Annotated in this window: 16 protein-coding genes and 2 riboswitches; of the genes, 10 read left to right on the top strand and 6 right to left on the bottom strand. The window is 55.7% G+C overall.

Translation table 11 applies throughout. The annotated features are described in order from the left end of the window. Positions 1-29 precede the first annotated feature (29 nt). Both nadB and CSC3H3_RS02315 read left to right on the top strand, forming a co-directional pair. Positions 30-1,676 (top strand): L-aspartate oxidase, encoded by a 1,647-nt coding sequence (nadB, locus tag CSC3H3_RS02320; protein ID WP_172963385.1) that lies wholly within the window; start codon positions 30-32, stop codon positions 1,674-1,676. Between the two features lie 20 nt (positions 1,677-1,696). Beyond that, positions 1,697-2,173, top strand: a complete 477-nt coding sequence (locus CSC3H3_RS02315; RefSeq protein ID WP_101283450.1) for an MOSC domain-containing protein — start codon at positions 1,697-1,699, stop codon at positions 2,171-2,173. An 82-nt stretch (positions 2,174-2,255) separates the two neighbouring features. Here CSC3H3_RS02315 and CSC3H3_RS02310 read toward each other — a convergent pair whose 3' ends face one another. From CSC3H3_RS02310 to CSC3H3_RS02295, 4 genes are all read right to left on the bottom strand, one after another. Further along, positions 2,256-2,879 carry a DUF4269 domain-containing protein gene (locus tag CSC3H3_RS02310; protein WP_101283448.1) on the bottom strand — a complete coding sequence of 208 codons (624 nt, stop codon included), beginning with the start codon at positions 2,877-2,879 and terminating at the stop codon, positions 2,256-2,258. 91 nt (positions 2,880-2,970) lie between these two features. Then, entirely contained in the window at positions 2,971-4,125 is a 1,155-nt protein-coding gene (locus tag CSC3H3_RS02305) for a YHYH protein (protein ID WP_101283446.1), read from the bottom strand. Between the two features lie 83 nt (positions 4,126-4,208). After that, on the bottom strand, positions 4,209-6,068 hold the full coding sequence (locus CSC3H3_RS02300; protein WP_101283444.1) for an ABCB family ABC transporter ATP-binding protein/permease: 1,860 nt from the start codon (positions 6,066-6,068) through the stop codon (positions 4,209-4,211). 236 nt (positions 6,069-6,304) lie between these two features. Continuing rightward, positions 6,305-6,991, bottom strand: a complete 687-nt coding sequence (locus CSC3H3_RS02295; protein ID WP_101283442.1) for an energy-coupling factor ABC transporter permease — start codon at positions 6,989-6,991, stop codon at positions 6,305-6,307. 55 nt (positions 6,992-7,046) lie between these two features. Next, positions 7,047-7,251, bottom strand: a riboswitch (cobalamin riboswitch). A gap of 204 nt (positions 7,252-7,455) precedes the next feature. Here CSC3H3_RS02295 and CSC3H3_RS02290 point away from each other — a divergent pair. From CSC3H3_RS02290 to CSC3H3_RS02265, 5 genes are all read left to right on the top strand, one after another. Next, the gene (locus tag CSC3H3_RS02290) at positions 7,456-8,742 is read left to right on the top strand and encodes a glutamate-5-semialdehyde dehydrogenase (protein ID WP_101286064.1); all 1,287 of its coding nucleotides are present in this window, start codon (positions 7,456-7,458) and stop codon (positions 8,740-8,742) included. Further along, complete coding sequence (locus CSC3H3_RS02285) at positions 8,742-9,350, top strand: nicotinate-nucleotide adenylyltransferase (protein WP_101271209.1); 609 nt, start codon at positions 8,742-8,744, stop codon at positions 9,348-9,350. The genes CSC3H3_RS02290 and CSC3H3_RS02285 overlap by 1 nt, the downstream gene beginning before the upstream one ends. A gap of 3 nt (positions 9,351-9,353) precedes the next feature. Beyond that, positions 9,354-9,797 carry a ribosome silencing factor gene (gene rsfS, locus CSC3H3_RS02280; protein WP_342751355.1) on the top strand — a complete coding sequence of 148 codons (444 nt, stop codon included), beginning with the start codon at positions 9,354-9,356 and terminating at the stop codon, positions 9,795-9,797. A 243-nt stretch (positions 9,798-10,040) separates the two neighbouring features. After that, positions 10,041-10,499, top strand: a complete 459-nt coding sequence (gene rlmH / locus CSC3H3_RS02270) for a 23S rRNA (pseudouridine(1915)-N(3))-methyltransferase RlmH (RefSeq protein ID WP_101283439.1) — start codon at positions 10,041-10,043, stop codon at positions 10,497-10,499. A 652-nt stretch (positions 10,500-11,151) separates the two neighbouring features. Next, positions 11,152-11,538, top strand: coding sequence for a hypothetical protein (locus CSC3H3_RS02265; RefSeq protein WP_101283437.1), 387 nt, complete (start codon positions 11,152-11,154; stop codon positions 11,536-11,538). Between the two features lie 101 nt (positions 11,539-11,639). On the opposite strand, the gene CSC3H3_RS02260 is transcribed toward CSC3H3_RS02265, so the two are convergent. Together CSC3H3_RS02260 and CSC3H3_RS02255 are read right to left on the bottom strand one after the other, a co-directional pair. Then, the gene (locus tag CSC3H3_RS02260; protein WP_101271312.1) at positions 11,640-12,173 is read right to left on the bottom strand and encodes a dihydrofolate reductase family protein; all 534 of its coding nucleotides are present in this window, start codon (positions 12,171-12,173) and stop codon (positions 11,640-11,642) included. Positions 12,174-12,404: 231 nt separating this feature from the next. Then, on the bottom strand, positions 12,405-13,820 hold the full coding sequence (locus CSC3H3_RS02255) for an L-serine ammonia-lyase (protein WP_101283435.1): 1,416 nt from the start codon (positions 13,818-13,820) through the stop codon (positions 12,405-12,407). A gap of 190 nt (positions 13,821-14,010) precedes the next feature. Beyond that, a riboswitch (glycine riboswitch) is annotated at positions 14,011-14,109 on the bottom strand. A 244-nt stretch (positions 14,110-14,353) separates the two neighbouring features. Here CSC3H3_RS02255 and gpmI point away from each other — a divergent pair. From gpmI to CSC3H3_RS02240, 3 genes are read left to right on the top strand one after another with little or no spacing between them, the layout of a single operon-like run. Next, positions 14,354-15,949 carry a 2,3-bisphosphoglycerate-independent phosphoglycerate mutase gene (gpmI, locus tag CSC3H3_RS02250; protein ID WP_101271310.1) on the top strand — a complete coding sequence of 532 codons (1,596 nt, stop codon included), beginning with the start codon at positions 14,354-14,356 and terminating at the stop codon, positions 15,947-15,949. Positions 15,950-15,965: 16 nt separating this feature from the next. Further along, positions 15,966-17,264 (top strand): murein hydrolase activator EnvC family protein, encoded by a 1,299-nt coding sequence (locus tag CSC3H3_RS02245; protein WP_101286062.1) that lies wholly within the window; start codon positions 15,966-15,968, stop codon positions 17,262-17,264. After that, entirely contained in the window at positions 17,261-18,583 is a 1,323-nt protein-coding gene (locus CSC3H3_RS02240) for a S41 family peptidase (RefSeq protein WP_101271199.1), read from the top strand. Before CSC3H3_RS02245 ends, CSC3H3_RS02240 begins: the two co-directional genes overlap by 4 nt. The last annotated feature ends 4 nt before the right edge of the window (positions 18,584-18,587 follow it).

Here is an 18,587-nt window from a genome sequence, read left to right as displayed (position 1 = left end):
GCGAACAACCCTTCACATGACGGGAAATTATGACCGATCTTTCTTATCACTATGATGTACTTGTCATCGGCAGTGGTGCTGCCGGTTTGAGCACCGCGCTTAAAGTGGCCCCCCATGTAAAGGTTGCCGTTCTGTCCAAAGGCAAAATCGACGACGGGTCCACCAACTATGCCCAGGGCGGCATTGCCGCCGTTCTTGATGCCGCAGACAGCATTGAAAGCCACGTTGAAGATACCCTGAATGCCGGGGCGGGTTTATGCAAACGCGAAACCGTTGAATTTGTTGCGCGCAATGCACCGGCTGCCGTGCGCTGGCTTGATGAACTTGGCATCGATCTGACGCGTGACCCCGAAGGTGGCAATGACCAGCCCTTTCACCTGACGCGCGAAGGCGGGCACAGCCACCGCCGCATCGTGCATGCGGCCGATGCCACCGGGCGCGCAGTGCAAACCACCCTGCAAAAACAGGCCCTGAACCACCCGAACATCAAAATTTTTGAAAATTACCTGGCCATCGACCTGGTAACCGACCGCAAGCTGGGCGGTGAAGGCCGCCGCTGCGTTGGCGCCTATGCGCTGGATGTCAAAACCGGGCGGGTCGCAAGCTTTAATGCGCGCACGGTTGTTCTGGCAACGGGCGGGGCCAGCAAGGTTTACCGTTTCACATCCAACCCCGATGGATCGACCGGCGATGGCATTGCCATGGCATGGCGCGCCGGGTGCCGGGTGATGAATATGGAATTCAGCCAGTTTCACCCGACCTGCCTGTATCATCCGCAGGCAAAATCGTTTCTGATTTCCGAGGCGGTGCGCGGTGAAGGTGGCAAATTACTGCTGCCCGATGGCACCCGTTTCATGGACCGGTTTGACGAACGCGGCGAACTGGCCCCGCGTGACATTGTTGCCCGCGCCATTGACCATGAAATGAAACGTCTGGGCAGCGATTGCGTCTATCTTGATATCACCCATAAGGGGGCGGATTTTATCCGCGAACATTTCCCCACCATTTACGAAACCTGCCTGGGTTTTGGCATTGATATGACGCGCGAACCCATCCCGGTGGTGCCTGCCGCCCACTATACCTGCGGTGGGATTTTAACCGATCTTCGCGGTCGTACCGATTTGACCGGGCTTTATGCGATTGGCGAATGTGCGGGAACCGGCCTTCACGGGGCCAACCGCCTGGCATCGAACTCGCTGCTGGAATGCCTGGTATTTGGCGAAGCCGCCGCTCAGGACATTATCGAAGCCCTGCCGGTTGATGACCGTTTCAACGACCTGCCTGCCTGGGATGAAACCGGCATTACCGATTCCGACGAGGAAGTGATCGTTGCCCATAACTGGGAACAGTTGCGCAACGTGATGTGGGACTTTGTGGGGATTGTTCGCACCACCAAACGCCTGCAGCGCGCCCAGCACCGGGTGGATTTGCTGTTATCGGAAATCGATGAATATTATGGCAATTTCCGCGTTACCAATGATCTGCTGGAACTGCGTAACCTGTCGGTTGTGGCAAAGCTGATCATTCAGTCGGCCCTGTGGCGCCATGAAAGCCGTGGCCTGCATTTCACCACCGATTACCCGGAACGTGACGATTCAGCCACCCCGCGCCAGACCATCCAGGTTCCCGAAAACTTTGCCGGGCGCTGGGTTGTTTCAGGCCAGTGGAAAAGCTGATTTTACAGGAAATAACAAACATGTCGCATTCCAGCGAACAGCAAAAAACCGTTGGTGAATTATGCGGTATTGGCCGCAAGGCCGCCCCGCGTGCCCCGGTCGAGACATTGCAGCAGGTTTCGGTTTCAACCGAACTGGGTGTGGATGGTGATCACCGTGGCAAGGTTCGCCGTCGCAAAGTAACCGTGCTTGCCCTTGAAGACTGGCAGGCCGCCTGCAACGACATTGCCCGCCCGGACCTTGACTGGACGGTGCGCCGTGCCAACCTGCTGGTTTCGGGTTTTACCCTGCCCCATGAAGTTGGCGCACGGATTGGCATTGGCGATCTGGTACTGGAGGTTTCCGGCGAAACCGACCCGTGCAAACGCATGGAAGAAGCCGCAACCGGCCTTGAAGAAGCCCTGCGCCCTGATTGGCGTGGTGGTGTCACCTGCCGGGTGATCGAAGGGGCCGACATTGCCCTTGGCGCACCGGTTCGTTTGTTACCGGCAGAATAAGCGACGCGGCCTTTCTGATCCTGCCCGGCTTATCCGACCCGACTTAAGCCTCGCCCCTTGGCGATATGGCGGTTTGATAACTTCACAACCGCCTGGCCAGCCAGTGTTCCAGTTGGGATGGGGATAAACCAAACAGGGCATCAAGGCCCAGATAGGGATCGCCCGGAATACCCAAAAGCGTTGCAAAGGCGGGTTCTGTTTTCAGGCCCGCCTTTTTTAAGGCCCGTACCTGTTGGGCAAATGCATCCCCGCAAAGCCATATCAGCCGGGCTTCGACCACCATATGGCGAAAACCGTGCTGGTCCATAACCGGGCGATTGGTGGCAAAAAGTTCGACTTCCTCGGTCGGATATTGCCCGGCAGGCAGCATAAACTGCACCACCACCGCGGCCCCGACATTGGCTGTCGCGGCGCGATCATGGCGCTGATAGCCATCAAGGCCCGCAAAGTTCTGATCGCAAAATGCTGTGAAACTTTGCGTATCTGATACCTCAAGCAGGACATCAATATCCGAACCGGGCAAATCGAGGCCCAGCGGTATGGTGCCCGCCACGGCAGGGCCAAAGAGGGATAAGGCCTGCCAAACACCGCTTTCCTGCAATGACGCGGCACAATTTGCGCCACGCGCCCCTGCCTGCGGGCGATGCAGCCCCTGCAAACCGGTAAAATCCTGCGCTTGCAGGCCTGCCTGCCAATCCTTCCCCATATTGCGGCCCAATCCCGTTTAAATGCTTTATCCCGCCTGAATATCGCATGGCTATGGCATGGTTGGGGCGGGCATGGCAAGCCAGCCGGGGTTATCCGCCCGGCCCGCGCCCGCCATTTCGCCAGAATTGCAGCGGGGGTGGTGGCCGGTCGCCGGGAAAACCACCTGCTCCGCCAGGACCGCCCATGCCGCCAGGCCCACCAAATCCACCACCCGGACGGGGCCGGTCCATACCGCCGGGGGGCGGCCCGCGATCAAAGCTGGCATCGGCCGTTCCGGCTAGGAAACGCGGGATGAAGGGAAAACTTTCCGTTACGAAATAGGCATAGGTGCCGCCGGGATATTCCGGGGTAATCGTTTCGCGGCCATTGGCTTCGTCAAGGTCGCCAAGGCCGGCGACAAATTCGTAATCCTCGCCAAAGGTGCCATCATAATTGCCACCCGGTCCGCCGGGCCGTGCGCCCTTTTTCACCCGCCAGGAACTGGTCAGGGCCTTTACCCCCGATGCAGGTTGGTGCGGGTCGATATAGCCATACAGGGCATAAACCGGGAAACCATCGGCGGCAAAACCGATGCGGATGGAATGCTGGCTGGGCGACCAGCTTTTAATCAGGCCTTTGGGCACACCATGATAATGATAGGTGCCATCGGGCTGCACATGGGCGTTATTTTCATCCAGCCCCAAATCCAGCGCGGGTGAAATCGCCTCGTATCGCCAGCCTGATTGACGGTCACGCTGCCAGAATTCGGCGGTGTAGGGATCAAACGGGACGCCATTTACCGCAATGCCAAACATATTCCGCGGATTGGGCGTAAAACGCCCGCTTCGTACCGGGTTTACCGGCAGGCGAAATTCCAGCGACTGCGCCTTTATGGTGTTGGGGTTGTGCCGGTTGGGAAACTGGCCAACGGCATGATCGGGGATCGCGTTGGAGCGAATATAACGATATTCCCCGTCTTCACGGATCGTCACCTGATTGGCAAGCGCCCAGGCCTGGCGCACCGGATTTAATACCATCGCGGCAAGCGGCAACATCCCCAGCCCCACCAGCACATTGCGGCGCATATGGTCTATTTCCGGGCGATGATCGCCCTGATAGGCACCTTCATCGCATATATGCACGGTGCTGCCATGTGCAGGATCGCCATGATGCAGGTGATGCTGATGATGGTCGTGATCATGACGGTCATGATCATGATGGTCATGATCATTGCCAGAATGGCCGTGATGATGTGTTTTGCCCATGCCCCGTCCTCCCCATTGCCGGAGGGCGCAATGCACCCTCCGGTTTTATAGTGGGCATAACAGGGGCAGGTTTCCAGCAAAAATCAGGGTGCCGCAGCATCCCCCGCATGGGCCAGAATTTCTTCTGCCTGGCGGATTTCCTGCTGCTGTGACCACATTTCACTGTAAAGGCCACCCTGTGCCAGCAGGTCATGGTGGCGGCCACGTTCGGCAACCTTGCCATCGCGCAGCACAATGATGTCATCGGCATCGATCACGGTGGACAGGCGGTGTGCGATCACCAGCGTCGTATGCCCGCGCGACACATCGCGCAGGGCCTGCTGGATGTCTTTTTCCGTTCTTGTATCAAGGGCGGAAGTCGCCTCGTCAAAGATCATGATTTGCGGGCGTTTCAGCAACATGCGTGCAATTGATACACGCTGTTTTTCACCGCCCGAAAGTTTCAGGCCGCGTTCACCCACCTTGGTTTTAAAGCCTTCGGGCAGGCCATTGATGAAATCGCGAATGCTGGCAAGGGTTGCGGCCTTGTCGATTTCATCCTGTGCGGCACCGGGGCGACCATAGGCAATGTTATAGGCGATGGTGTCGTTAAACAGCACCGTATCCTGCGGCACGATCCCGATGGATCGCCGCAGCGACCCCTGGGTCACATCGCGGATATCCTGCCCGTCAATGGTGATGCGGCCACTTGATACATCGTAAAAACGAAACATCAGGCGGGTCAGCGTCGATTTACCGGCACCACTGGGTCCAACCACCGCCACGGTTTTACCGGCCGGCACTTCAAAGCTGACACCCTTTAAAATCTGGCGATCGGCGTTATAGGCAAAATGCACGTCTTCAAACCGCACGGTTGCCTCGTTGCACACCAGATCCTGCGATGAGGCGCGGTCTTCGACCTCCTTGCCAACATCCAGCAGGGAAAACATGCGTTCCATGTCGGTAAGGGACTGTTTGATCTGGCGATAAACAAAACCCAGAAAGTTCAGCGGCATATACAGCTGCAGCAGGTAGGTATTGACCAACACGAAGTCACCCACCGTCATACTGCCGTTTTTAACCCCGTTTGCCGCCAGCAGCATATTCAACACCAGCCCGACCGCAATAATGGCCCCCTGGCCGATATTCAGCTTGGAAAGGGATTCCTGGGATTTGACAGCCGCAACCTCGTATCCACGCAGCGCCTTGTCATAGCGAGAGGATTCATGGGCTTCGTTGCTGAAATATTTGACCGTTTCATAATTGATCAGACTGTCGATGGCCTTGGTATTGGCCTCGTCATCGCGCTGGTTCATTTCACGGCGAAATTTCATGCGCCATTCGGTCACGATCAGCGTGAAGGCAATATAGATGACGATGGTGACAAACGTGATTAACGCGAACCACACATCGTAAAGCACCCACAGAATGATCGAAACCATCACGATTTCAAGCAGGGTGGGCAGAATGTTAAACAGCATGAAGGACAGCAGAAATTCGATGCCCTTTACGCCACGTTCAATCGCGCGCGAAAGCCCGCCCATTTGCCGGTCCAGATGGAACCGCAAAGACAGTGCATGCAAATGTTCAAATACGCCAAGGGCCGCATTGCGAATGGCACGCTGGGCCACCTTGGCAAAAACGGCATCACGAATTTCGCCAAAGGCCGATGACAAAACCCGCACCAGGCCATAGCCGATAATCAGACTGACCGGCACGGTCACCAACGCGGCTGCCGCATCACCCGCTGCTGCTGCCTTGCCCCCGCCCAGGGCATCGACCGCATATTTATACAAAACCGGGACATAAACGTTCGCCACCTTTGCCCCCACCAGGAACAAAAGTGCCACAACGACACGTATTTTTAATTCGCTTTCACCCTTGGGCCACAGATAGGGCAAAAAGGTTTTGATCACGCCCAGATCGGCGCGGGCGGATGATTCTTTGGCACCCGTTTGTTTCACTTCTTCTTCCTTGTCATACCCGTCCCCGATATGGGCGTTGCGCCAGATAACCGGCCGCGTTCTCGAAATTTCCCCTTACCCATGATCCACAAATGGCCCGTAAACCGCAATTTGGCAAGCATCGCTATATGAAGATGCACCAGACAGAGGCAAAACCCACCGCCATAACGGCCACAAAAAAGGCGTCCCCCGCACAGCAGGGAACGCCCAACGCAGTCTATATCAGGCCAGATGGCTTAGGCGGAATGCGCCGAACCATAAAGGCGGCGTTCAAACAGGCCACTGTCGCGGAACCGATAAAGCGACTTGGCAACAGCAAGCACGGCAAGGTCGATCAGCGGTTCAACCAGAACAACGGTCATATAGGCCGCGCCAAAGCTGACAACATGGGCGATGTTGGTTGCGCCAAAACCCTGGCCATAAAAGGCCCAAAATGCGACCCAGCACACAATACCCCCCTGATAGGAGGTCGAAAGTGCCAGTGCCTGCACATAGGACACATCCTTGTAGGCGGTTTTCGCCGGGATGATTTTGTTGGCAAGTACGCCCATGGCAAATAACGGCACCAGCAGCGTGGTCAGGTTGATGCCATATTGCGGCAGATCGAAGGGGGCAAAAAACAGCCCCTGGATTAGAAGGCCAAGTGCCAGGCCAATGGCCGCAGGTGCCGCCCCGAAAATCAGAAACAGGGTCGAGCCCAGAATAAGGTGAACTTCCGAAACCCCGACCGGATGATGCGGCAGAACTTCAAAAAACACAAAAACAAGCAATGTGGTGATTACACTGCGCGCCAGAAGCGAGCCCAGACCATCGCGCTTGACGGTATCGACAGCCATTTTACCGGCCACCCCAACCGCACCGGTTGCGGTTGCATAGCTTAGCGCGATTTTGGCACCATCAACGACACCAGGTTCAATATGCATGACTAATTCCTTTCTTGCACCCACCGTGCATGGACGCACCGGCACACCGGTTACGTCGGTTATAAATATTCGGGCAGGTCTCCTGACTGGTGCCGATTGTTGCAATTCCGCCTTCCCGGGATGATCCCAGTGACATCAAGGAAGCAACCGGCACTTACAGTTGCGGGGGCAGTTATGGACTGGGCAAATTGCCTTCACCATATTCCCTATTATTCCCGGCAGGCCAAAGCCGCCGTGAAACCCGAAGTTTCAAGGTAACAGACCGACACACGGACGGGTACGAATTTTCACCCGCCTTTGCCAAAAAAGCGCACAGTTTATATCCGTAATAAAGCGCAGGGATGTGGCACACCAAGGTGATTGCAGTTCCCGGGCACCCGGACTATGTTGCTAATTTGTTGACGATTTTACAATTTAAGGCCGCACCATCCCAAAAGGTGGTGCCCAATGACGGAAACAGGACCATGACGGCACTTGCCAGCACCGAAAACCAGGACATTCAACAATTGATGCTTAGCATCGGTATCGCCGCGCGCGATGCAGCCCTGATTTTGGCACAGGTCCCGTCACAGCCAAAAATTGATGCCCTTAATATTGCTGCCCGCCTGATCCGCGAAAATGCCAGCCAGATTCTGGCTGCCAATGCCATTGATATGGAAGGTGGCCGCAAAAAGGGCCTGACCGCCGCCCTGCTGGACCGGCTGGAGCTGAACCCCGCCCGGGTTGAAGCCATGGCAAAGGGCGTTGAGGACGTTGCCAAACAGAATGACCCGGTTGGCCTGGAAATGGCACGCTGGAGCCCCGAACATAACGGGCTGGATATTGCGCGTGTGTGTGTACCGCTGGGTGTGATCGGCATCATTTATGAAAGCCGCCCCAATGTAACGGCCGATGCCGCCGCGATGTGCCTGAAATCAGGTAATGCCGCCATTTTGCGGGGTGGTTCGGAAAGCTTTAATTCGTCCCGTGCGATTTTTGAATGCATGAAGCAGGGCGTGGTCGAAGCTGGCCTGCCCGAAGCCTGCATTCAGATGATCCCGGTGACGGACCGTGCCGCCGTGGGCGAGATGCTGAAACTTTCCGATTATATCGATGTGATCGTGCCGCGCGGGGGCAAGTCGCTTATTCAGCGCATCACGGATGAAAGCCGCATTCCGCTGTTCAAACATCTTGAAGGGCTGTGCCACACCTATATCCATGCCAGTGCCGACCCGGCAAAGATTTGCGATATCGTTGTCAATGCCAAGATGCGCCGTGTCGGTGTGTGTGGCTCAACCGAAACCATTTTGATTGACCGTGACGTTGTTGCCAGCCTGCTGCCGCAGGTGATTGCCGCCCTGAAGGATGCCGGTTGTGAAATGCGCGGCGATGAAACCGTTTGCAGCCTGGATGACGCGATCAAACCGGCGACCGAGGAAGACTGGTCAACCGAATATCTCGATGCGATTGTATCGATCAAAACGGTTGATGGCGTGAAAGATGCCATCCATCACATCAATCATTACGGATCGCACCATACCGATGCCATCCTGGCCGAAGACACAAATGCAGCCGAAGCCTTCCTGAACGGGGTGGATAGCGGCATTGTTATTGTCAACGCATCGACCCAGTTTGCCGACGGCGGTGAATTTGGCATGGGGGCGGAAATTGGCATTTCGACAGGCAAGCTGCATGCCCGCGGCCCGGTTGGTGTCGAACAGCTCACCAGCTATAAATATGTGGTGCGTGGCAAGGGGCAAACACGCCCGTGATGAAGGTTCGCATTCCGCGCCGTCATAATGCGCCACCCCGAGTCGGATTACTGGGCGGGTCGTTCAACCCCGCCCACGAGGGGCATTTGCACATCTCGCTTGAGGCGTTAAAGCGCCTTGAGCTTGATGAAGTGTGGTGGCTGGTATCGCCGCAGAACCCGTTAAAGTCCCGCCAGGGCATGGCAGGACAGGCCGAACGCTTTGATTCGGCGGAAATGATCGCACAACATCCCCGCATTGTCGTTTCTGCAATTGAAACCCAGTTAGGGACAAGCTATACGGCCGACACACTTGCAGCCTTGCAGCGGCGTTTTACCCAAACGCGATTTGTCTGGCTGATGGGGGCGGATAACCTGGCTCAGTTTCATCGCTGGAAGTTCTGGCAAAAGCTGATCCACTGCGCGCCCATTGCGGTTCTTGATCGCGAGGGTTATTCTAATAAAGCATTGCGTGGCACTGCGGCAAAGCGTATGGAACGCTGGCGCATTGCCGCAGAAAAGGCAGGTCTGCTGGCCGATATGGATACGCCAGCTTGGGTTTACCTGCCGATACGGCGCCATCCGGCCTCTTCAACGGCAATTCGTGCCGAAGGCCGGTGGCAGGTTTGACCTGTGGGTGTTTTATTTCCGCAAGATGATGGCGGCGAACATCCACCCCAAATTAAGGTGGCGACAATAATTACTGCGAAAAAAAGCCTGACACCAAGCGAGTTGCTTGCGCTCATTCAGGAAACTTTGAACGATGACAAGGCCGAAGACCTTGTAACCATCGATCTGACCGACAAAACAGCCATGGCTGACTATATGATCATTGCTTCGGGTTCCAGCTCGCGCCGGGTTGCCTCGATGGGTGAACATATCGTCGAAGCCCTGAAAGATGCCGGACAGGGTCGCGCTGCGGCCGAAGGCACCGAACAGGGTGACTGGGTTCTGGTTGATGCCGGTGATGTCATCATTCACCTGTTCCGCCCGGAAGTCCGCGCCTTTTACAACATCGAACAGATGTGGGGCGTTGAAAATCCGGCCCTGAAACAGCAGGCCGCCCGTCTGTACTGATAGGCAACCGGCCTTGTGCCCGGCGTGATGCCGGGCTCATGTCCCCGGTTTTTGCCTTTGTAATATGGCCCGTAACGCCATCTGGCCCGGGCATCAGGGCTTTGCGCGGCAAAAATGGCCGCCAGCCTGCGAACCGGCACAAAACGCTGTCCTGTCACGCCCGGTTTTCAGCATCGGATATCAAAATACCCGCCCCTGGCACCAATCCCTACCATCTGACCAGATAAACGGACGACCACACGCATGCAAATCACCCTTGCCGCTGTAGGCCGTATCAAGGCAGGCCCGGAAAAGGACCTGTTTGATCATTACATCGCCCGTTTGCGCTGGCCCTTTGCCCTGCGTGAAGTCGAAGAAAAGAAAAAGCTGCCGCCTGCACAGCTAAAGGCGCGTGAGGCGGAATTGCTGCTCGGCGTGATCCCGGAAAATGCTTTTCTGATTGCCCTTGATGAACATGGCAAAGAATTCGGCTCCATCGATTTTGCCAAAAAACTTGAAGGCTGGATCGACCAGAATGGCGGCAATATCGCCTTTGCCATTGGCGGTGCCGACGGGCATGGCGACGCCATCAAGGCACGCGCCAATGCCATGTGGTCGCTCGGCAAGGCAACCTGGCCCCATATGCTGGTACGCGCCCTGATCGCCGAACAGCTTTTTCGCGCCCATGCCATTCAAACCAACCATCCCTATCATCGAGAATAGCCTTCACCACCTTGGCATAGCGCCAATAAATTCTTTATGATCAGATACTTGCGAATTTCATAAGCAAAGACTAAACAAGCGCCCTTATGAAACCCAAAAGGGGGATTAAGGGTGTTTAAACAACTTCGACTGGCAGCCGTTATGGGCTGCATGATGGTTCTTGGGGCCTGCGCCGTCGGGCGCAGCGTTGTCGATATTAAAGCCCTTTGCCCTTAATCATGCTCATTTTGCCGCTGCCATTTGTTGCCCAGCAAGGAGAAGTCCGCAGGGCGTAATGGTTTTACGGCCAAGGATTTCGACGTAGCAGGGCGACAAATGACAGCGGCCCGAAGGGTTTCATTTCGGCGGCTTCTGGCTGTGTTACATCACTTGCCCGATACACCGCATCGCGCTGCGCGATGTGCCTTGCCAGAAGACACGCCGAAATGAAATAAAATGAACATGATTAAGGGCAAAGGGCTTTAACGGGCCAGCAAGCTCGATTAACCCCAGCGAAGGCACAGCCGTTCGGATCGTTGCGGTTAATGATCTCCGCGAATTTCAGGTTAAACCGCGTTCGGCGGATATCCCGTCGCTTTCCGATGCGAAAATTGATGACCGTGCCATTACCGAACGCGCCTATGCCCGCAAACGCGGCGGGTTTGGCAAAGCATTGGGGGATGTTTTGCTGCCCGAAGGCGAAACGGTTGCCAATCAGGTTAAAGAAGCCATCACAACCGGTTTTCGCCGGGCCGGATACCGCGTGCTTGATGGTTCCAGCAACGCAACCGACGCAGCACAGGCCATTCCGGTAACTGCCGATATCCTTGAATTCTGGACATGGATGCAGCCGGGTTTCTGGCAGCTCACGCTTCATAACCGCATAAAGGTAACGCTTAAGGGGGATTTGCCCGCCCTTGGCAATGGCATGACGGTTGAACACCATTATCAGGATGGCATGCAAATGGTGCTGGATAACGACTGGCCGCAAACCGCTGGCCAATCCCTGACCGAGTTTGCCGACGAATTACGCCTGCGCTTGCAACAGGCCGCCAAATAGGCAGAAACCGCAAAACCAAAAAACAAAAAAGCCGATAGCAGGCCAAACCTGCTATCGGCTTTTGATTTTGTGCAAACACAATATGCGTTGCCAGATGGTGGCTATTTCAGCCGGTATTCCATTTTCACCACACCCGATTCATAGATCTGGGTTGAAACCGGCGTCGGGCGCAGATGGCTGGTATCCTTGTCAAACAGGGATATCCCCTCGCCCAGCACCACAGGAATAACAAACAGGTCAAGCTGGTCGACCATATTGGCAAACAGGAACTGGTTGATCACACTTGCACCACCCACGATCCAGACATCACCATTGTCTATCCGTTCGTTGCGCAAGGCATCGGTCAATTCCATCAGGCTGCCGCCAAAGGCGACAGTATTTTCAGGTGCATCATCCCCTAGCGGATGGGATGTCAGAACAATGGTGCGACGGTCGCCATACGGCCACTCACCATAGGACATCACCTGATCAAAGGTCCGGCGACCAATAATCAGCGTGCCAATCCGGTCCAGGAATGCTTCAAAGTCAAATTCTGTCGGGTCATAGTCGTCCAGCCAGTCAACCGCGCCATTCGGACGCGCGACATAACTATCCAGACTGACCGCGACATAAACGCGGAACAGTTTTTTACCCATTGTCATAGCCCAACCAACCAGCCGGATTTTTCCGGCTCAATTTTAGTTTTAGTTTAGTATCAATTTTCAGATACTACCCCTGATTGGTGGCGATATTCCGGCTGGAATAGGGTTATCTGGGCGACCAAACAGCAAAAACGCCCCAAAAGCCGACATTTTCCGGCCCTTGAGGCGTCCATTTAGGCCATATTTGACCTTTTTGCCGTCACGTTTACGAAATGCGCGGGCAAATCAGCATTCGACGACGTTTACATTCACCGCCAGGCCCCCCTGGCTAGTTTCCTTGTACTTGCTTTGCATATCAAGCCCGGTCTGACGCATGGTTTCGATCACACGGTCCAGCGACACGGTATGTTGCCCATCCCCGCGCAACGCCAGGCGCGACGCATTGATCGCCTTGACCGCACCCATCGTGTTGCGTTCGATGCAGGGCACCTGCACCAGCCCGCCAATCGGGTCGCATGTCAGGCCCAGATTATGTTCCATGCCAATTTCGGCGGCATTTTCCACCTGTTCGGGCGAACCACCCAAAACAGCACACAGGGCACCCGCCGCCATCGAACAGGCAACGCCAACTTCCCCCTGACAGCCGACCTCGGCTGCGGAAATGGAGGCACGCTTTTTGTAAATCGACCCAATTGCCGCTGCGGTCAGCAGAAATTCACGGATTTTCGCCTGGGTCACATTGGGACAAAACCGTTCATAATAGCGCAAAACAGCGGGAATAACCCCGGCAGCCCCATTGGTCGGTGCGGTAACAACGCGGCTGCCAGCGGCGTTTTCCTCGTTCACGGCCAACGCATACAGGTTTACCCAGTCGATCACGGTAAGCGGGTCTTTCAGGCCGGCTTCAGGCCGGTCAACCAGTTCCCGGTACAGTTTGTTGGCCCGGCGTTTGACATTCAAGCCACCGGGCAGCACGCCCGATGTGGCACAGCCGCGTTCGATGCAATCCATCATCGCCTGGTAAACGCGATCAACAAATTCATAGGTTTCATCATGGCTGCGCCAGGATTTTTCGTTTTCCATCATCACTTCGGCAATCGACAGGTTATGTTCCTTGCAGATCGCCATCAGTTCGTCAGCCGATGAAAAGGGATGTGGCAGGGTAATATTATCGCCGGAATATTCCGCCCCGCGGTCATCCCCCGAAACGATAAAGCCACCGCCCACCGAAAAATATTCCTGGCAATGCAGTTTTACCCCATCCCTGTCATAGGCCGTGATACGCATGCCATTGGGATGTTCGGGCAGGCTTTCATCCATGTGGAAAACAAGGTTGTTGGCAAAGTTGAAATCAACCTTGTACTGGCCATAAAACATCAGGCAGCTATCGCGTTTGATCGCATCCATGGTTGGTACGATATCATCGGGGTTAACCGATCGCGGGCGCTGGCCGCTCAGGCCCATCAGAACCGCAATATCGGTAGCGTGCCCCTTGCCCGTCAGTGCCAGTGACCCGTAAAGATCAACAATAAGGCTGCCGGTTTTGTCCAGAAGATTGCGGGCTTCCATTTCCAGGCAAAAGCGGAACCCGGCCCGCATCGGCCCGACCGTATGCGAACTCGATGGGCCAATTCCGATGGTGTAAAGGTCAACAACAGAAAGGTTAACGTCCTGGGGACGTTGCGTGGATGTATCAGGCATGGGCCTCCCTCGGCTCAGGATCGCGTATTATTTTTTGCGATGTCAACGAACCGGTGCCAGCCCCCTCTGTCCTTAGGGCGCAAAGCTGCCCTTACCTGAGATTGTGCATCGGCTGGCGGGCATTCAACGTTCCGCGCCGACTTCATCCTTCGGTGGAAAGGCGTTTTTCGCCTTTCGCTCTCCAGAGCCTCAATCCGCAACGGTCCATCTGCCTGAGAGTGTTCGGGGTGGATTGCTCCTTCGGCGCCATCCGGAACGTTGCCCGGCCGGTCTCTCCCGTTGCGGTATGCGAGGTATCACCGTTTAGGGTTAGGATGGTAACTGTAATCAGTAAAGCTTGTCAAAGCAGCACTGCGATCGCGTTAAAAATTCACGCGGGGTGGCTGTTCAGGCGCATCTTTCATGATAAGTTAGGCCAGAATTTGCGTCAGATGGCGGAACCCACCGCGCCCGGCGCCGTTTTGACCATTGGCTATTTACCATTTACAGGTTTGTTTACTGGTAATTCAGCCTTTTATCCTAGAAGTGGGGTTATGACAGTGACTGTATCGAACGCCGCAAAGCGTCCCCGTCCGGTGGTGCTATGCATTCTGGACGGTTGGGGCTATCGCGAGGAAAGCGAAAATAACGCCGTTGCACTGGCCAATACGCCGGTGTGGGACGACCTGTATGCCAACAACCCGACCGGCTTTATGAAGGCCTGCGGCCTGGATGTTGGCCTGCCGGAAGGGCAGATGGGCAATTCCGAAGTCGGCCACATGAATTTGGGTGCCGGGCGCGTTGTGATGCAGGAACTGCCCAAAATCGACGATGCGGTTAAAACCGGTTCGATTGCGCAGACCGATACTGTCAAAAAACTGATCGCCAAATTGCAGGAAAGCGGTGGCGTTTGCCATATTGCCGGCCTTCTGTCCGAAGGGGGTGTGCATTCACACCAGGCCCATATGGCAGCCCTTGCCAAAATCGTCGCGGATGCTGGCATTGCCGTTAAAATCCACGCCTACACCGACGGCCGCGACACCCCGCCGCGCAGTGCCGCCGATTTCCTGAAAAAATTCCGTGCCCTGCTGGGCGATGCGAATGTTGAAATCGCAACCGTCACCGGCCGTTATTACGCCATGGACCGCGATAATCGCTGGGAACGTGTCAGCCAGGCCTATTTCGCCATGGTACAGGGCAGCGCATACAAGGACGGCAAAACAGCCGCCAGCGCCGAAGATGCCATTGCCAATGCCTATGGTGCCGAAACCAACGACGAATTCATTCTGCCGACCGTGATTGGCGATTATGCCGGCATGAAGGATGGCGACGGCCTGCTGATGACCAATTTCCGGGCGGACCGTGCCCGTGAAATTCTGGCAGCCCTGTGCGCCCCGGCATTTGATGGCTTTGACCGTGGGACGCCGGTGAAATTTGCCGTTCAGGCCGGGATGGTTGAATATTCATCCAGCCATGCCGAATATATGGATGCGATTTATCCGCCCAAAACCCTGCCGAATATTTTTGGCGAAGTCGTTTCCAATGCCGGTCTGAAACAGTTGCGCATCGCTGAAACCGAAAAATACCCGCATGTGTCGTTCTTCTTTAACGGCGGCGAAGAACAGGTATTTCCGGGTGAAGACCGTATTTTGGTACCCTCGCCCAAAGTTGCGACCTATGACCTGCAGCCGGAAATGTCGGCACCCGAAGTTTGTGCCAAGCTGGTCGGCGCGATTGAAGATGAAACCTATGATGCGATCATCGTCAATTTTGCCAACCCCGACATGGTCGGCCACAGCGGCATCCTTTCGGCAGCCATCAAAGCCGCCGAAGCCGTTGATGAATGCGTAGGCAAGGTGGTTGCAGCCATTCGCAAGGTTGGCGGTACCATCTTTATCACGGCCGACCACGGCAACTGTGAAACCATGGTGGACCCCGATACCGGTGCCCCCCATACCGCCCATACCCTGAACCTGGTGCCGACCATTCTGGTCAATGCCCCGGAAGGGGTTACACTGCGCGACGGCCGCCTGGCCGACGTCGCCCCGACACTTTTGCAATTGCTGGGCTTGCCGCAACCTGCGGAAATGACCGGCAAATCGCTGATCGAAGGTCTGAAACCCGATGATGCGCTGCCCTCGGCAAGCTGATCTTGGAAAATGGCTGATGGCCCCGGCACTGGCTTCCATTCTGGTTGCCAGTGCCGGGGTGTTTTTTACGGCAGACGCCCAGTCGCTGCGCAAGGTTGATTCACGCCTGGATGCCGTCCAAAGCCAGCTTTCGGAACAGAAAAAGCAGGAAGAATTTCTGTCACGCAAATCCCATGAATTGCTGACAGAAGAACAGGCCCTGCAATCCGAGGAAGTTTCGATTGCGCGCCGCGTGCAGCAATATGAAACCGAGCTTACCGATATCGAAGACAAGCTGGTTGAACTGGAAAACCGCGAAAAGGATGCCACCACCGCCCTTGAAGACAAGGCTGGTCAGTATGCCCGCATCCTGATGGCGCTTGAACGCCTGTCAACCACCCCGCCCGAAGCCATGATCGCCCTGCCGCGCAGCCCGCAGGATACGTTGCGATCGGCGATATTGTTAAAGGCAGCCCTGCCCGGCGTAGAACAGCACGCCAAGGATTTGAAACGCGAACTGGGCGAAATTACCGAACTGCGCGCCACCATCAAATCACGGCGCAGCGAACTTGCCAGCGTGACCGACAAACTGCGCGACGAACGCGAACATCTTTCCAGCCTGCTGGATGATAAACGCCAGCTTCGCCAGGATACCGAGGACGAAGCCCGCGAAGCCGCCCGTGCCGTACAAAAAATGGCTGACGAGGCAAAAAGCCTGGGCGAATTGCTGGCCAGCATTAAAAACCGCGCCGAGGGCCTGCCCGAACCGCGCGACAAACCCGATTACGAGCTGGTCAAGGACCGGCCCGACAGCGAAATTGACGATGTTTTGCCAACGCAAACCGCATCGGCCGCCAAACCGGCAGCAAAAACCGGCAGCAAAAAAAGCGAAGCGACCGAAGAAGTGGTTGTTGCCAGCTCGATTACCGAGGCACGCGGCCATTTGCGCATGCCTGTTGCGGGCAAAGTCGTAACACTTTTTGGTGAACGCAGCGTGCAAAGCGGCCTTCCCGGCGGCACACACGCCAAGGGAATTGAGATCGAAACCCGCCCCGAGGCTCAGGTTGTATCGCCTTTTGATGGTAAAGTGGTGTTTGCCGGGCCCTTCCGGGGTTATGGCCGCCTCTTGATTATCGAACACGGCGAGGGATACCATAGTCTTGTTGCGGGTTTTGATCGCCTTGACAGTGTGGTAGGACAATATGTGTTGGCGGGTGAACCTGTTGGAACCATGGGCGAAAACAGGCCAAAACTGTATCTTGAAATGCGCCATGACGGCGAAGCGATCAATCCGCTTCCCTGGCTGGCATCACAAAACGGCAAGGTAAGCGGATGAAAAAGTCTCGATTGGTAGTATTTGCCCTGGCGGCGGGCCTGAATATCGGTCTTGCGTCGCCTGTTTTGGCGCAGGCCCCGGTCACAAGTGATTCCCCGACATCATCAGCAGAAACCTATCGGTTGCTTAACCTGTTTGGCGACGTGTTTGAACAGGTCAAAGCCAAATATGTCGAACCGGTTGATGACAAAAAGCTGATCGAAGCCGCCATTAACGGCATGCTGACATCGCTTGACCCGCATTCATCCTATCTTGATATGGATAATTTCAAGGATATGCAGGTTGATACCCGCGGTGAATTTGGCGGGCTGGGCATTGAAGTCACGCAGGAAAACGGCTTTGTCAAAGTCATTTCCCCGATCTTTGATACTCCTGCCGAAAAAGCCGGGCTGCAACCAGGCGATTTCATTACCAATATCGATGGCAAATCGGTGCGCGGCCTGCCGCTTAACGATGCCGTTGATCTGATGCGCGGCAAGGTCAATACCGACATTCGCCTGACCATCGTGCGCAAGGGCGAACAGGCACCTTTCGATGTGACGCTGACCCGTGCGGTGATCAAGATCCAGTCGGTGCGCCCGCAGGTGAAAAACGATGTCGGCTATATCCGCATTACCAAATTCAGCGAACAGACCTTTAGCGGCCTGCAACGTGCCATCGAAGAACAGAAAAAGGAAATCGGCCCGAAACTGAAAGGTTTCGTGATCGACCTTCGCAACAATCCCGGTGGTCTTCTGGACCAGGCGATTGCGGTTTCCGATGCGTTCCTTGATGCCGGTGAAATCGTATCAACCCGCCCGCGCGATACCAAAAACACCGAACGTTACACCGCCAAGGAAGGCGACCTTGCCGATAGCCTGCCGATTGTCGTTCTGATCAATGACGGGTCGGCATCGGCATCGGAAATTGTCGCCGGTGCCCTGCAGGATCATGGCCGTGCCATCATCATGGGCACACGCAGCTTTGGCAAAGGCTCGGTTCAGACCATTCTGCCGATGCCGGGCAATGTGGCCTTGCGCCTGACGACAGCGCGGTATTATACGCCGTCGGGCCGTTCCATTCAGGAAGTTGGCATTGTGCCCGATATCATCGTGCCGCAGTCCAAGGTGGAAACCATCGAAACCGGCCAGCGCCGGTCCGAAGCCGACCTGAACGGCGCCCTGCATAACGAGGATTCAGCCATTGGCGATGCTGAAACCCAGGCAGAAAAACGCCGCCAGGATGCCGAAAAAGTAACCGAAGACGATTATCAGCTTGCCCGTGCACTTGATATGATCCGGGGCATCTCGCTTTATGGCAGCTTCCGAACGAAAAGCTGAAAGA

The sequence above is a fragment of the Thalassospira marina genome, assembly GCF_002844375.1.
GTDB lineage: Bacteria > Pseudomonadota > Alphaproteobacteria > Rhodospirillales > Thalassospiraceae > Thalassospira > Thalassospira marina.
Note: the sequence above shows the minus strand (reverse complement) of the source record. Positions and strands in the feature narration are given on the sequence as shown.

Excerpts from the sequence above, each read along its gene's own strand:
- CSC3H3_RS02285 (WP_101271209.1), top strand. The coding sequence starts at position 8,742 with ATGAAGGTTCGCATTCCGCGCCGTCATAATGCGCCACCCCGAGTCGGA.
- CSC3H3_RS02305 (WP_101283446.1), bottom strand. The coding sequence starts at position 4,125 with ATGGGCAAAACACATCATCACGGCCATTCTGGCAATGATCATGACCAT.
- CSC3H3_RS02290 (WP_101286064.1), top strand. The coding sequence starts at position 7,456 with ATGACGGCACTTGCCAGCACCGAAAACCAGGACATTCAACAATTGATG.
- CSC3H3_RS02310 (WP_101283448.1), bottom strand. The coding sequence starts at position 2,879 with ATGGGGAAGGATTGGCAGGCAGGCCTGCAAGCGCAGGATTTTACCGGT.
- CSC3H3_RS02260 (WP_101271312.1), bottom strand. The coding sequence starts at position 12,173 with ATGGGTAAAAAACTGTTCCGCGTTTATGTCGCGGTCAGTCTGGATAGT.
- gpmI (WP_101271310.1), top strand. The coding sequence starts at position 14,354 with ATGACAGTGACTGTATCGAACGCCGCAAAGCGTCCCCGTCCGGTGGTG.
- CSC3H3_RS02240 (WP_101271199.1), top strand. The coding sequence starts at position 17,261 with ATGAAAAAGTCTCGATTGGTAGTATTTGCCCTGGCGGCGGGCCTGAAT.
- CSC3H3_RS02255 (WP_101283435.1), bottom strand. The coding sequence starts at position 13,820 with ATGCCTGATACATCCACGCAACGTCCCCAGGACGTTAACCTTTCTGTT.
- CSC3H3_RS02315 (WP_101283450.1), top strand. The coding sequence starts at position 1,697 with ATGTCGCATTCCAGCGAACAGCAAAAAACCGTTGGTGAATTATGCGGT.
- CSC3H3_RS02295 (WP_101283442.1), bottom strand. The coding sequence starts at position 6,991 with ATGCATATTGAACCTGGTGTCGTTGATGGTGCCAAAATCGCGCTAAGC.
- nadB (WP_172963385.1), top strand. The coding sequence starts at position 30 with ATGACCGATCTTTCTTATCACTATGATGTACTTGTCATCGGCAGTGGT.
- CSC3H3_RS02245 (WP_101286062.1), top strand. The coding sequence starts at position 15,966 with ATGGCCCCGGCACTGGCTTCCATTCTGGTTGCCAGTGCCGGGGTGTTT.
- rlmH (WP_101283439.1), top strand. The coding sequence starts at position 10,041 with ATGCAAATCACCCTTGCCGCTGTAGGCCGTATCAAGGCAGGCCCGGAA.